This is a genomic window from Oryzomicrobium sp. (assembly GCF_036820405.1).
In the GTDB taxonomy this organism is placed as follows: Bacteria; Pseudomonadota; Gammaproteobacteria; order Burkholderiales; family Rhodocyclaceae; genus Oryzomicrobium.
This window is the reverse complement of record NZ_DAISLS010000013.1, coordinates 80,254-92,854: the sequence shown is the minus strand read 5'-3', so window position 1 is coordinate 92,854 and position 12,601 is coordinate 80,254. Positions and strand designations below refer to the sequence as shown.

Genomic DNA, 12,601 nt, shown 5'->3' with positions numbered 1-12,601 from the left:
GTCGGCCAGGCCGGAAAGCCAATATCCACGCCATTCTTCAGCCATGCGCCCACGCAGGCGGGGCGGCGGCCGCTGGGGCAAGGCCAAGCTCGCGCCCATGAAAAAGCCCGGGGCGGCGTGGCCTCCCGGGCTTGTTGCAGCCGGCCCGGGGGCCGGTTGCGGCGGTCGCTTTACTCGACGCCCTGGCTGGCCAGGTAGTCCTCGTAGCTGCCTTGGTAATTGACCACGGTGCCGTCGCCCTTCACCTCGATGATGCGGTTGGCGATGGTGGAGACGAATTCCCGGTCGTGGGAGACGAACACCAGGGTGCCCTTGAACTTGTCCAGGGCGGTGTTGAGGGATTCGATCGACTCCATGTCCAGGTGGTTGGTCGGTTCGTCCATCACCAGCACGTTGGGCTTTTCCAGCATCAGCCGGCCGAAGATCATGCGGCCCTGCTCGCCCCCGGAGATGACGTTGGTCGGCTTCTTCTGCTCGTCGCCGGAGAAGAGCAGCCGGCCCAGGGTGCCGCGGATCAGGGTTTCCAGGTCGCCGCCGTCGGCGATGGTGGCCCGGGCGTAGGGCGCCACCCAGTCGGTCAGGCTGACCGGGTTGGCGAATTCGGCGGCGTGGTCCTGGGCGTAGTAGCCGAGCTTGGCCTTGTCGGCCCACTTGAGGGTGCCGTGGTTGGGGGTCAGCTCGCCCATCAGGAGCTTGAGCAGGGTGGTCTTACCGGCACCGTTCTCACCGATCACCGCCACCCGGTCGCCGGCTTCCACGGCGAAGGTCAGATTGTTGAAGATCGGCCGCTCGCCGCCCGGGTAGGTGAAGGACAGGTTTTCCACTTCCACCGCCAGCCGGTGCAGCTTGTCCTTGTCGTCGTACTCGAAGCGAATCCACGGGTACTGGCGCGACGAGGGCTTCACGTCCTCGGGCTTGATCTTGTCGATCAGCTTGAGGCGGGAGGTGGCCTGCTTGGCCTTGGATTTGTTGGCGGAGAAGCGGCGCACGAATTCCTGCAACTCGGCGACCCGCTCCTTGGCCTTGGCGTTGGCGTTCTGCTGACGTTCCCGGGCCTGGGTGGAGGCTTCCATGAAGTCGTCGTAGGTACCCGGGTAGACCGTGATCTTGCCGTAGTCCAGGTCGGCCATGTGGGTACAGACCTGGTTGAGGAAGTGGCGGTCGTGGGAAATGATGATCATGGTGGATTCGCGCTCGTTGAGCACGTTTTCCAGCCAGCGGATGGTGTTGATGTCCAGGTTGTTGGTCGGTTCGTCCAGCAGCAGGATGTCCGGGTTGGCGAACAGGGCCTGGGCCAGCAGCACCCGCAGCTTCCAGCCCGGGGCCACCTCGCGCATCGGGCCGAAGTGCTTTTCGGTGGGGATGCCCACGCCGAGCAGTAGCTCGCCGGCCCGGGATTCGGCGGTGTAGCCGTCGTATTCGGCGAACTTGCCTTCCAGTTCGGCCGCCTTCATGTAGTCGTCTTCGGTGGCTTCCGGGTTGGCGTAGATGGCGTCCTTCTCCTGCATGCACGCCCACATCTCTTCGTGGCCCATCAGCACCACGTCGATCACCCGCTGGTCCTCGTAGGCGAACTGGTCCTGGCGCAGGTAGGCCATGCGCTCGTGTACGTCCTTGCTGACGTTGCCGGCGGAGGGGTCGAGGTCGCCGCAGAGGATCTTCATGAAGGTGGACTTGCCCGCCCCGTTGGCGCCGATCAGGCCATAGCGGTAGCCCTCGCCGAACTTGACGGAGACGTTTTCGAACAGGGGCTTGGCCCCGAATTGCATGGTGATGTTGTTGGCGACGAGCACGGTGAATCCTGTGGCGGGACGAACCCGCGTAAAAACAAAACCTTGAATTATACCCGAGGGGCGTTGCCCCGCCGCGGCGCGCCCGGCCTCGGTCCGCGCCGCCGGGGCATGAGAACCGGCCCCGGGCACGTATAATCGCCCTTTTGCAATTTTTCGCCCGGCGATGACCCACGACATTCGTTCCCATCTCACCAGCCTGCTCCAGGCCGCCCTGGCCAGCGTCGCCCCCGGGGCCGAGGCCGACATCCATCTGGAGCGGCCCAAGCAGGAATCCCACGGCGACTTCGCCACCAATCTGGCCATGCAACTGGCCCGGGCCCTGAAGAAGAACCCCCGGGAAATCGCCCAGCAACTGATCAACGAGCTGCCCCGTTCCGAGTGGCTTGAGAAGGTGGACCTGGCCGGCGCCGGCTTCATCAACTTCACCCTCAAGCCCGCCGCCAAGCTGGCGGTGGTGCGCGCCGTGCTCGACGGCGGCGCCGACTTCGGCCGGTCCACCCTGGGCGGCCAGCAGAAGCTGCAAGTGGAGTTCGTCTCTGCCAACCCCACCGGTCCGCTCCACGTCGGCCACGGCCGCGGCGCCGCCTACGGCGCCTCCCTGTCCGACCTGCTCGCCTTCGCCGGCTGGGACGTGACCCGGGAGTACTACGTGAACGACGCCGGCCGGCAGATGGACATCCTCGGGGTGTCCACCTGGCTGCGCTACCTGGAACGCCACGGCGTGGCCGTGCCCTTCCCGCCCAACGGCTACCAGGGCGACTATGTGCGCGACATGGGCGCCCAGATCGACGCCGCCCACGGCGCCAAGTACGTGCGCCCCGCCGCCGAAATCCTGGCCGACGTGCCGTCGGTGGAAGCCGACAAGGAAGCCCACCTGGATGGCCTGATCGCCAACGCCAAGCGCCTGCTCGGCTCCGACTGGGCCTACGTCCACCAGCACGCCCTGTCCGAGCAGCTGGCCGACGGCCGCGACGACCTGGAAGAGTTCGGCGTGCGCTTCGACGTGTGGTTCTCGGAAAAGTCCCTGTTTGACACCGGCTTGGTGGCGAAATGCGTCGAACGCCTGGAAAAGGCCGGTCATCTGTACGTGCAGGACGGCGCCAAGTGGTTCCGCTCCACCGCCTTCGGCGACGAGAAGGACCGGGTGGTGCAGCGCGAGAACGGCCTGTTCACCTACTTCGCTTCGGACATCGCCTACCACCTCAACAAGTTCGAGCGCGGCTTCGACAAGGTCATCAACATCTGGGGCGCCGACCACCACGGCTACATCCCCCGGGTGAAGGGGGCGCTCAAGGCCCTGGACCAGGACGAGGCCAAGCTGCAGGTGGCCCTGGTGCAGTTCGCCGTGCTCTACAAGGACGGCCAGAAAGCCTCCATGTCCACCCGCTCCGGCGAGTTCGTCACCCTGCGCGAGCTGCGCCGCGAGGTGGGCAACGATGCCTGCCGCTTCTTCTACGTGCTGCGCAAGTCCGACCAGCACCTGGACTTCGACCTGGACCTGGCCAAGAGCCAGAGCAACGAAAACCCGGTCTACTACATCCAGTACGCCCACGCCCGGGTGTGCTCGGTGGTCAACCAGTGGGTCGGCGAGGCCGCCGACCTGGCCAAGGTCGACCTGGGCCTGCTCGCCAACCCCCGGGAACTGGCCCTGGCCGCTCGCCTGGCCGCCTTCCCCGAGGTGATCGAGGCCGCCGCCCGGGACCTGGCGCCGCACGCGGTGGCCTTCTACCTGAAGGACCTGGCCGGCGACTTCCACGCCTGGTACAACGCCGAGCGCATGCTGGTGGACGACGCCGCCCTGCGCGACGCCCGCGTCGCCCTGGCCCTGGCCACCCGTCAGGTGATCCGCAACGGCATGGCGCTGCTCGGCGTCTCCTGCCCCGAATCGATGTAACTCCGGAATCCCTCTATGAGCCGTGACCTGAAACGACCCCAAAGCACTTCCGGCAAGCGCTCCCCGGCGAAAAAAGCCGGCGGCGGCACCCTGATCGGCATCATCATCGGCCTGGTGCTGGGGGTCTGTGCGGCCCTGGCGGTGGTGCTGTACATCAACAAGGCGCCCATGCCCTTCGTGGACAAGACCCAGCCGCCGCCCAAGGACGCCAAGGAAACCTCCGGCAACCTGGCCGCCGCCAAGCCCGGCGCCCCGGCGCCGGCCCAGGCCCCGGCCGCCGGCGCCGCGCCCCAGGCGGCCGCTCCGGTGCCCCTGCCGGGCAAGCCCGGCGACCCGGTGCCGGAAAAGCGCTTCCAGTTCTACGACATCCTGCCCGGCAAGGCCGAGCCCAAGACCGACGCGACGGCCGCCGACAAGCCGGCGGCCAAGGACGCCGCCAAGGATGGCAAGGATGGGGCGAAGGAATCCAAGGAGGCGAAGGAGACCAAGGACGGCAAGGAAGGCCCCTTCTTCATCCAGGCCGGTTCCTTCCAGCGCTCGGGCGACGCCGACAACCAGAAGGCCAACCTGGCCATGCTCGGCATGGAGGCCACGGTGCAGCAGGTGATGGTCGGCGACAAGGTGTGGTACCGGGTCCGCCTCGGACCTTATGGCAAGATGGACGAGGTTAACCGCGCCCGTTCCGAACTGGCCAAGGCCGGCGTCGAGGCCAGCCTGGTCAAGAACAAGGATTGATGGAGATTCCCCATGGTGAAGATTGATCGTTCCCGTCGTGATTTCGTCCTGGCCGCCGCCGCGTCGGCCTCCCTGGCGGCGTTCCCCGCCCTGCCGGCCTTTGCCGCCCCGGCGGCCCGCGGCCGCGACTATCAGCCCATCGATCCGCCCCAGCCCACCGAGTCCGGCGCCAAGATCGAGGTGATCGAGTTCTTCTCCTACGGCTGCCCGCACTGCAACGACTTCCACAAGCCCCTCGACGCCTGGGTCGCCAAGCTGCCCGCCGACGTGGCCTTCAAACGCGTCCCGGCCGGCTGGAACGCCGCTTGGGCCAACCTGGCCAAGCTCTACTACGCCCTGGAAGTGACCGGCGACGTGGCCCGTCTGGACAGCGCCATCTTCGCCGCCATCCACGAGCAGGGTGTGCGCATGCCGGTGCCCGACGACATGCAGGCCTGGGTCGAGAAGCAGGGCGTGGACGGCCGCAAGTTCGCCGACGCCTACAAGTCGTTCTCGGTCGCCAGCAAGGTCAACCGGGCCAACCAGATGGTCCAGGCCTACCGCATCAACGGCGTGCCCGCCCTGGCCGTGGATGGCCGCTACCTGGTCAGCACCGAGGGTGTGAAGAACCTCGGCGAGGTACTCACCCGCGCCGACGCGGTGGTCGCCCTGGCCCGCAGCGATAAGGCACGCAAGTAAGCCAGCGGAACGCGCGAGCGTGTGAGCCTGTGACCCCGTGACTTCGCCCCTGCCCGTTCCCGTCGGCAAGCAGAATGCGCCGCGCCAGTCCCCCCCGGGGCTGCCGCGGCGCGTTTTCATCACCGGGGCCAGTTCCGGCCTGGGCCAAGCCTTCGCCCGCCACTATGCCGCCGCCGGTTGGCAGCTCGGCCTGGCCGCCCGCCGCGCCGACCGGCTCGACGAATTGGCCCGGGAGCTGGGCGGTGCGCTAGCCGCCACCTATCCCCTCGACGTCACCGATAGCGCCGCCCTGGCGTCCGCCGCCGCCGACTTCTGCGCCCGCTTCGGCGCGCCCCACGTGGTGATCGCCAACGCCGGCATCTCGGTGGGCACCCTCACCGAGGAAAGCGAGGACCTGGTGGCCTTCCGCCGGGTGCTGGAAGTCAACGTCTTCGGCATGGCCGCCACCTTCGCCCCCTTCCTGCCGGCCATGAAGGCCCTGCGCGACGGCCTGCCGCGCCGCGTGGTCGGCATCGCCTCGGTGGCCGGTATCCGCGGCCTGCCCGGGGCCGAGGCCTACTGCGCCTCCAAGGCCGCCGCCATCGCCTACCTGGAATCCCTGCGCCTGGAACTGGCACCGTCCGGCATCCGCGCCGTAACCATCTGCCCCGGCTATGTGGATACCCCCATGACCGCGGTCAATCCCTACCCCATGCCCTTCCTGCTGCCCGCGGCGGAAGCGGCGCGGCGCATGGCCCGGGCTATCGACGCCGGCACCGGCTACACCGTGGTACCCTGGCAGATGGGCGTGGTGGCCAAGCTCCTGCGCCTGCTGCCCAACGCCGTCTACGACCGCCTGTTCGGCCGGGCCAAGCGCAAGCCCCGGGGACTGCCCCTGTAGTTAGTCCCGCGGCCGACCGGGCAATCCCGTTGGCATGGCGGGGCGGTTTCCCCCGCAACCCGCATAAACCCTATGTCCGCAACGGCTTTAGGGGTGTTACAAAAGAACGCTGGTATCCCCGGCCAAGGGCGTCCACCATGGCGGTTTCATCAGGGGAGCCGCCATGTTCTTTTCGTCCGCCAAGGAAGCCCTGAGCCGCAGCGAGATCGAGTGCGCCGCCCTGCGCGCCGACAACGCCCGCCTGGAGACCCGCGTCGCCACCCTGGAGGCCGAGCGCTCCGCCTTGACCGACGAGCTGGCAGCCCTGCGCGCCCGCGAGGCCCTGCTCGATGGCGTGTTCACCAGCCTGGGGCGCTTCGGCGATTCGCTGACCGGCCTGCAGGGCTCCTTCCTCGGCCTCACCACCACCCTGCAAGGGGGCAAGGAATCGGCCACCACGGCGGCTGCGGAATCGGAAACCAACCGGGCCGCTTTCCAGACCATCGCCGCCAATCTGACCGACATGGTGGGGCGCATGACCGAGGCCTCTGGCAGCGTCGAAAGCCTGTCCAAACGGGTCACCGACATCGCCGGCTTCGTCAGCCTGATCAAGGAAATCGCCGACCAGACCAACCTGCTGGCCCTCAACGCCGCCATCGAGGCGGCCCGGGCCGGCGAGGCCGGGCGCGGCTTCGCCATCGTCGCCGACGAGGTGCGCAAGCTGGCCGAGCGCACCACCAAGGCCACGGTGGAGATCTCCGGCTTGGTCGGCACCATCCAGGGCGATACCCAGCAGGCGCGCAGCGTCATGTCCCTGGGGGCGGCAGATGCGGCCCGTTATTCCGCCGAGAGCGAAGCCGCCACCCACAGCATGGGGCGGCTGCTCGACCTGTCCCAGACCATGGAGCGGGCGGTGTCGTCCTCGTCGCTGCTGGCCAACGTGGAATTGGCCAACATCGACGAACTGGCCTTGAAACTGGAGGTGTACAAGGTCTTCCTCGGCCTTTCCACCCTGCGCCCCGAGGAGCTGCCGGACGAAACCCAGTGCCGCCTCGGCCGCTGGTACTACGAGGGCGAGGGCAAGGCCCACTTCGCCCGCCTGCCCGGGTACGCCGAAATGGAAACGCCGCACAAGGCGGTGCACGACCACGCCCGCCGGGCGGTGGAGCGCTTCTACGCCCGGGACGCGGATGGGGCACTGGCCGCCCTGATGGCCATGGAGCAATCCAACCTGACGGTGATGGCGGGCATGAAGCGCATGCTCAACGGATTGAACTAAGCGCCCCGGCGGCCGCTCCATAGGGGAAGTTCCCCGCCTGGAGGCCGCCATGCAATCCGCCGACGAAAAGAGCCTGACCTTCGAGTTGCTGGCCGCCATCCGGCCGGTGGACGGGGACGCCCCCCTGGCCTGGCTGCGCGCCGGCTGGGCCGACCTGCGCGCCCATCCGGCCCCTAGCCTGGCCTACGGGGCGGCCTTCGCCCTGTGCGGCTGGCTGCTCGCCGCCACCCTGGACCACACCACGGCGCTACTCAGCGCCCTGGTCACCGGCATGCTGCTGGTGGGGCCCTTCCTCGCTCTGGGCCTCTACGACCTGTCGCGCCGCCGCGAGCGGGGCGAGCCGGTGAGCTTCTTCGCCTCGGCCCTGGCCTGGCGCCACAACGTCTCCAACATCGGCCTGTTCGCCGCCGTCCTGGCCGTCGTGCTGATGGTCTGGGCGCGGGCCTCGATGGTCATCTTCGCCGTCTTCTACGAGGGGGCGATGCCCTCCTTCTCCGGTTTCGTCCACGCCTTCTCGGCCCTGGACAACCTGGAGTTCGTGGTCTTCTACCTGGCGGTAGGGGGCTTCTTCGCCACCCTGGTGTTCGCCGTGTCGGTGATCTCGGTGCCCCTGATGCTCGACCGGCGGGTGGACGCCATCAACGCCGCCATCGCCAGCGCCACGGCCCTGGCCCGCAATCCCGGGGCGATGCTGGGTTGGGCGGGGTCGATCGTGTTCCTCACCGCCCTCGGCTTCGCCACCGGCTTCGTCGGCCTGGTCGTCACCATGCCCCTGGTGGGGCACGCCACCTGGCACGCCTACCGGGCCCTGATGCCCGAGCCGCCGTCCGGCGTGTAGGCCGAACGGCGGAGCCCGGGCTTACCAGGCCACGGGCTGGCCGTCGCGGAAGAAACCGCCGCTGGGGCCGTCCTCCGGCAGCAGGGCGGCCCAGGTGATCGACGCAGCGCCCTCGGCGGCGCTGCGCGGGGCCGCCGCGCTGCCCATGTCGGTGCGGCACCAGCCCGGGCATACCGAGTTCACCTTGACGTCGGCCAGTGCCGGGTCCAGTTGCAGCTCATGGGCGGTGGTGCGGGTCAGGGCGTTGAGGGCCGTCTTCGAGATGCGGTAGCCGGGCCAGTAGGGGCCGCCCTCGGCCAGGGACCCCATGCCCGAGGCCACATTGACCACCCGGCCGTGGCCCCGCGCCACCATGCCCGGCAAGAAGGCCTGGATCAGGCGCAGGGGGCCGAGTACGTTGATGGCGAAACTGCGCTCCACCACCGCCGGATCGCTGGCAAGCACGCCCTGGGCGGCAGGATCGTCCGGGGTCTTGGGGTCCAGGTACACGCCGGCGTTGTTCACCAGGATGTCGGTACCGCCCCAGGCGGCGTCCACCCAGGCGGCCAGGGCATTCACCGCGGCGGTGTCGCCCACGTCGGCGGCCCGGCCGGCCACGTCCAGGCCTTCCGCCGCTAGGGCGGCCACCGCACGCTCCAGGGCGGTACCGTCCCGGGCGACCATCACCACCCGGCAGCCGGCCTGGCCGAGCCGGCGGCACACCTCGAAGCCCAGGCCCCGGCTGGCGCCGGTCACGACGGCGGTTTTTTTGGCTAGCATTCCGTTCTCCTCGATCATGTGGGGATAGGTGGCCGCCGCCCCGGGGGCGGCGCCTTTCCTTCTTTCTAGCATGGATTTGCCTTCCGCCGCCGACACCACTGCCTTCATCCCGGCCGACGCCCGGGGTGTGCGCCATCCCGCCGCCGGTCCCGGCGCGCGCATCGTCTCCCTGGTGCCGTCGATCACCGAGCTGCTCGTCGACCTGGGCCTTGCCCCCCTGCTGGTAGGGCGCACCGGCTTTTGCATCCATCCCCGCGAAGTGGTGCGGCACATTCCCAAGGTGGGCGGCACCAAGGGCTTCGACCTGGACAAGCTGCGGGCCCTGGCCCCCACCCATGTGATCGCCAACATGGACGAGAACCGGGCCGAGGAAATCGACGCCCTGGCAGCCTTCGTGCCCCACGTGGTGGTCACCCACCCCAATACGCCGGCGGACAACCGGGCCCTCTACCGCCTGATCGGCGCCCTGTTCGGGCGGCACCGCGAGGCGGCCGCCCTGACCGCCGAACTGGACGCGGCCGAGGCCGGATTGGCCGGTCTGGGGCTGCCCCGGGAGCCGGTGCTCTACCTGATCTGGCGCGACCCCTGGCTGACCGTGGCGCGCAACACCTACATCGCCGCCACCCTGGCTGCCGCCGGCTGGGACACGGTGCCGGCCCGCCTGGGCGGCGATACCGGCGCCGATCGCTATCCAGCGGTGGATTTGGAGCGCGCCGTGGCCGAGGCCGCCCGCATTCTGCTGCCTTCCGAGCCCTACCATTTCGGCCCCGGGGAACAGGCCGAGCTGCAAGCCCGCTTTCCCACGGTGCCGGTGACCCTGGTCGATGGCGAGATGGTCTCCTGGTACGGCAGCCGGGCGCCCCGGGGGCTCGACTACCTGGGCCGTCTGCGCCGGGAGTTGGGCCAGTGACTGTTCTGCGTTGCCGGGCGCCGACGCGGTTTTAGCCGGTTTTAGCTGGCTTGAGCCGTCTCCGAAACCTCTTTGACCGAGGTCAAGGGGCGGTGGGCGGCGGGGGCCTAGACTGCGCCCTTTCCATTTCCCGCGTCGCGCCATCATGGTGAGCAGCACTCCGACGACGACTACGAGCGCCTTCCGCATCCCCCATCTGGTCTGCCCCGCCGGCAGCCTGCCCGCCCTCAAGTCGGCGGTGGACAACGGGGCCGACGCGGTCTACCTGGGCTTCAAGAACGCCACCAACGCCCGCAACTTCGCCGGGCTCAACTTCGACGACAAGAGCCTGCGCGAGGGCGTGCGCTACGCCCGGGACCGGGGCCGCGAAGTGCTGGTGGCGATCAACACCTACCCCCAGGCCGGGCGCCTGGCCGAGTGGCACGGGGCGGTGGATGCCGCCGCCGACCTGGGTGCCACCGCCGTCATCCTGGCCGACGTGGGCCTGCTCGCCTACGCCGCCGAGCGCCATCCGGCCCTGCACCGCCACCTGTCGGTCCAGGGCTCGGCCACCAGCTACGAGGCGATCAACTTCGCCCAGGACGCCTTCGGCGTTCGCCGCGCCGTGCTGCCCCGAGTGCTGACCCTGGCCCAGGTGGAAAACGTGGTGCGCCACACCACGGTGGAAATCGAGGTGTTCGGCTTCGGCAGCCTGTGCGTGATGAACGAGGGACGCTGCTGGCTGTCGTCCTACGCCACCGGCGAATCGCCCAACACCGTGGGCGCCTGCTCCCCGGCCAAGTACGTGCGCTGGGAGCAGCAGGGCAAGACCATGAACGCCCGGCTCAACGGCATCCTCATCGACAGCTATGGCGAGGGCGAGCCGGCCGGCTACCCGACCCTGTGCAAGGGCCGCTTCGAGGTAGCCGGCGAGACCGGCTACGCCCTGGAAGAGCCCACCAGCCTGAACGTGGTCGAACTGCTGCCCCAGATCGCCGCCGCCGGCGTGGCCGCCATCAAGGTCGAGGGGCGCCAGCGCAGCCCGGCCTACGTCGGCCAGGTGACCCGGGTGCTGCGTCAGGCCATCGACGCCCTGAAGGCCCCGGGCTTCGCCGTCAAGCCGGCCTGGCAGAGCGAACTGGCCAAGGTGGCCGAGGGCCACCAGGTCACCCTGGGCGCCTACGATCGTCCCTGGCGCTGAGGAGCCCGTCCATGAGCAACCCGATCAAGCTCGCCATCGGCCCGATCCTGTTCTACTGGAGCAAGGACGAGGTCCAGAACTTCTACCTGCAAGCCAGCGATTCGCCGGCCGACATCGTCTACGTCGGCGAGAGCGTCTGCTCGCGCCGCTGCCAGCTGCGCACCTCCGATTGGATCGGTCTGGCCAAGGACCTGGCCGCCGCCGGCAAGGACGTGGTGCTGTCGGCCCTGGCCCTGGCCGAATCCGAGGGCGACCTGATCGCCCTGCGCAAGCTGGTGGCCGCCTGCGCCGAGAGCGGCGGGCGCATCCGCCTCGAAGCCAATGACCTGGGGGCGGTGAAAGTGGCCGCCGAGGCCGGCGTGCCCTTCGTCTGCGGCCCCCACCTCAACGTCTACAACGAAGCCACCCTGGCTTGGTTCGCCGCCAAGGGCGCCGTCGCCTGGGTGCCGCCCCTGGAAGCGCCACGCAGCCTGATCGCGCCGCTCCACGCCAGCCGTCCGGTGGGCATGGCCACCGAGGTGTTCGCCTGGGGCAAGATCCCCCTGGCCTTCTCGGCGCGCTGCTTCACCGCCCGCCACTATGGACTGAAGAAGGACGACTGCCAGTTCCGCTGCCTGGACCACGCCGACGGCCTGACCCTGGCCACCCGGGAAGGCCAGTCCTTCCTGACCATGAACGGCATCCAGACCATGTCGGCCCAGCACTATTCCCTGCTCGCCGAACTGCCCGCGCTGCTGGACCTGGGCATCGATGCCCTGCGCCTGTCGCCCCAGTCGAAGGACTTCTTCGCCGTGCTGGCCGCTTTCGACGCCGCTCGGCGCGGCGAGCCGGCCGGGTTGCCGGCCGCTTGCACCGACCACGGCACCTGCGACGGCTACTGGCACGGCCAGGCGGGGATTGCCAAGGTCGGCGCCGAGGACGACACTCTGGTTGTTGCCGCCTGCGGCGCGTGAATCCAATGAACCCGATCGCCATGACTACCCGCTTTACCCTGCCCGGCCTGCCGGGCATCAACCTGCAGGTGCCCACCTTTCGCCTGCCCGCCTTCGTCACCCGCATCGGCCAGAGCCTGCCCCAGTGGCCCCACGCCCTGGGTCTGGTGGGCGGCCTGAACGGCCTGCTGCTGCTGAAGCTGCTCGACGCCGAGGCCTTGGAGCCCCTTACCGGCCGCGTCTTCGCCGTGGAGGTGGAAGACACCGCGGCGGTGGCCCGCTTCACCTTCGACGGCCTGCGCTTCGTTCCTTTGCTCGCCGCCGACGGCCCGGCGCCGGACCTGACCTTCCGCGCCACCCTGTCGGCCTACCTGCAGCTGCTGGCGCGGCAGGAGGACCCGGATACCCTGTTCTTCCAGCGCCGCCTGGTGATCGAGGGCGACACCGAGCTGGGCCTGCTAGTGAAGAATCTGCTGGACGCGGTGGAATGGCCGCGTCTGCCTTTTATCGCCGAGCGCACCTGAGGGCTTGGCACAACGAACCTAAGCGGGGATTGGTGAGAGCCCCACGGGGAGGAAGACCGGCACCCAGTCTGGGCCAGTCGGCATAAAAGAAGGAATGGGGGCGCCTACGGGCGCCCCCGTTTCGTTGACGCCCCCGGTTTACCCCGCCCCCTTCGCCGCCCTGGCGTAGATACGAAAACGCCCGGCGCGGGGCCGGGCGTTGCGAGGTGGCGCGATGACC

General features: G+C 69.1%; 12 protein-coding genes and 1 pseudogene. 11 read left to right on the top strand and 2 right to left on the bottom strand.

Features of this window, described 5'->3' with window-relative positions; genetic code table 11:
• Nucleotides 1-170 precede the first annotated feature (170 nt).
• Entirely contained in the window at nucleotides 171-1,793 is a 1,623-nt protein-coding gene (locus V7Z98_RS13890; RefSeq protein ID WP_293260592.1) for an ABC-F family ATPase, read from the bottom strand.
• Nucleotides 1,794-1,956: 163 nt separating this feature from the next.
• On the opposite strand from V7Z98_RS13890, the gene argS reads away from it, so the two are divergent.
• The 7 genes and pseudogenes from argS (at nucleotide 1,957) to V7Z98_RS13860 (ending at nucleotide 8,076) form a co-directional block, all read left to right on the top strand.
• On the top strand, nucleotides 1,957-3,687 hold the full coding sequence (gene argS, locus V7Z98_RS13885) for an arginine--tRNA ligase (RefSeq protein WP_334158641.1): 1,731 nt from the start codon (nucleotides 1,957-1,959) through the stop codon (nucleotides 3,685-3,687).
• A gap of 15 nt (nucleotides 3,688-3,702) precedes the next feature.
• On the top strand, nucleotides 3,703-4,422 hold the full coding sequence (locus V7Z98_RS13880) for an SPOR domain-containing protein (RefSeq protein WP_334158639.1): 720 nt from the start codon (nucleotides 3,703-3,705) through the stop codon (nucleotides 4,420-4,422).
• A 12-nt stretch (nucleotides 4,423-4,434) separates the two neighbouring features.
• Nucleotides 4,435-5,100 carry a thiol:disulfide interchange protein DsbA/DsbL gene (locus tag V7Z98_RS13875; RefSeq protein WP_293260589.1) on the top strand — a complete coding sequence of 222 codons (666 nt, stop codon included), beginning with the start codon at nucleotides 4,435-4,437 and terminating at the stop codon, nucleotides 5,098-5,100.
• Between the two features lie 37 nt (nucleotides 5,101-5,137).
• Nucleotides 5,138-5,980 carry an SDR family oxidoreductase gene (locus tag V7Z98_RS13870; protein WP_334158637.1) on the top strand — a complete coding sequence of 281 codons (843 nt, stop codon included), beginning with the start codon at nucleotides 5,138-5,140 and terminating at the stop codon, nucleotides 5,978-5,980.
• 163 nt (nucleotides 5,981-6,143) lie between these two features.
• Nucleotides 6,144-6,809 (top strand): annotated as a pseudogene (locus V7Z98_RS17900) (methyl-accepting chemotaxis protein); the annotation flags it as partial.
• Between the two features lie 21 nt (nucleotides 6,810-6,830).
• Entirely contained in the window at nucleotides 6,831-7,238 is a 408-nt protein-coding gene (locus tag V7Z98_RS17895; protein WP_442951849.1) for a CZB domain-containing protein, read from the top strand.
• 49 nt (nucleotides 7,239-7,287) lie between these two features.
• Entirely contained in the window at nucleotides 7,288-8,076 is a 789-nt protein-coding gene (locus V7Z98_RS13860) for a DUF2189 domain-containing protein (protein WP_334158634.1), read from the top strand.
• 21 nt (nucleotides 8,077-8,097) lie between these two features.
• On the opposite strand, the gene V7Z98_RS13855 is transcribed toward V7Z98_RS13860, so the two are convergent.
• Nucleotides 8,098-8,835, bottom strand: coding sequence for an SDR family NAD(P)-dependent oxidoreductase (locus V7Z98_RS13855; protein WP_334158632.1), 738 nt, complete (start codon nucleotides 8,833-8,835; stop codon nucleotides 8,098-8,100).
• Nucleotides 8,836-8,905: 70 nt separating this feature from the next.
• Between V7Z98_RS13855 and V7Z98_RS13850 the strand changes: the two genes are divergently transcribed.
• The 4 genes from V7Z98_RS13850 (at nucleotide 8,906) to ubiT (ending at nucleotide 12,381) form a co-directional block, all read left to right on the top strand.
• On the top strand, nucleotides 8,906-9,745 hold the full coding sequence (locus tag V7Z98_RS13850; protein WP_334158630.1) for a helical backbone metal receptor: 840 nt from the start codon (nucleotides 8,906-8,908) through the stop codon (nucleotides 9,743-9,745).
• A gap of 145 nt (nucleotides 9,746-9,890) precedes the next feature.
• Nucleotides 9,891-10,925 (top strand): ubiquinone anaerobic biosynthesis protein UbiU, encoded by a 1,035-nt coding sequence (gene ubiU / locus V7Z98_RS13845; protein WP_293260574.1) that lies wholly within the window; start codon nucleotides 9,891-9,893, stop codon nucleotides 10,923-10,925.
• An 11-nt stretch (nucleotides 10,926-10,936) separates the two neighbouring features.
• On the top strand, nucleotides 10,937-11,878 hold the full coding sequence (locus V7Z98_RS13840) for a U32 family peptidase (RefSeq protein WP_334158629.1): 942 nt from the start codon (nucleotides 10,937-10,939) through the stop codon (nucleotides 11,876-11,878).
• A gap of 20 nt (nucleotides 11,879-11,898) precedes the next feature.
• A complete protein-coding gene (gene ubiT / locus V7Z98_RS13835; protein ID WP_293260568.1) occupies nucleotides 11,899-12,381 on the top strand; it encodes a ubiquinone anaerobic biosynthesis accessory factor UbiT in 483 nt (160 codons plus the stop codon).
• Nucleotides 12,382-12,601: the final 220 nt, after the last annotated feature.

Excerpts from the sequence above, each read along its gene's own strand:
- argS (WP_334158641.1), top strand. The coding sequence starts at position 1,957 with ATGACCCACGACATTCGTTCCCATCTCACCAGCCTGCTCCAGGCCGCC.
- V7Z98_RS13880 (WP_334158639.1), top strand. The coding sequence starts at position 3,703 with ATGAGCCGTGACCTGAAACGACCCCAAAGCACTTCCGGCAAGCGCTCC.
- V7Z98_RS13875 (WP_293260589.1), top strand. The coding sequence starts at position 4,435 with ATGGTGAAGATTGATCGTTCCCGTCGTGATTTCGTCCTGGCCGCCGCC.
- V7Z98_RS17895 (WP_442951849.1), top strand. The coding sequence starts at position 6,831 with ATGGGGCGGCTGCTCGACCTGTCCCAGACCATGGAGCGGGCGGTGTCG.
- V7Z98_RS13860 (WP_334158634.1), top strand. The coding sequence starts at position 7,288 with ATGCAATCCGCCGACGAAAAGAGCCTGACCTTCGAGTTGCTGGCCGCC.
- V7Z98_RS13855 (WP_334158632.1), bottom strand. The coding sequence starts at position 8,835 with ATGCTAGCCAAAAAAACCGCCGTCGTGACCGGCGCCAGCCGGGGCCTG.
- V7Z98_RS13850 (WP_334158630.1), top strand. The coding sequence starts at position 8,906 with ATGGATTTGCCTTCCGCCGCCGACACCACTGCCTTCATCCCGGCCGAC.
- ubiU (WP_293260574.1), top strand. The coding sequence starts at position 9,891 with ATGGTGAGCAGCACTCCGACGACGACTACGAGCGCCTTCCGCATCCCC.
- V7Z98_RS13840 (WP_334158629.1), top strand. The coding sequence starts at position 10,937 with ATGAGCAACCCGATCAAGCTCGCCATCGGCCCGATCCTGTTCTACTGG.
- ubiT (WP_293260568.1), top strand. The coding sequence starts at position 11,899 with ATGACTACCCGCTTTACCCTGCCCGGCCTGCCGGGCATCAACCTGCAG.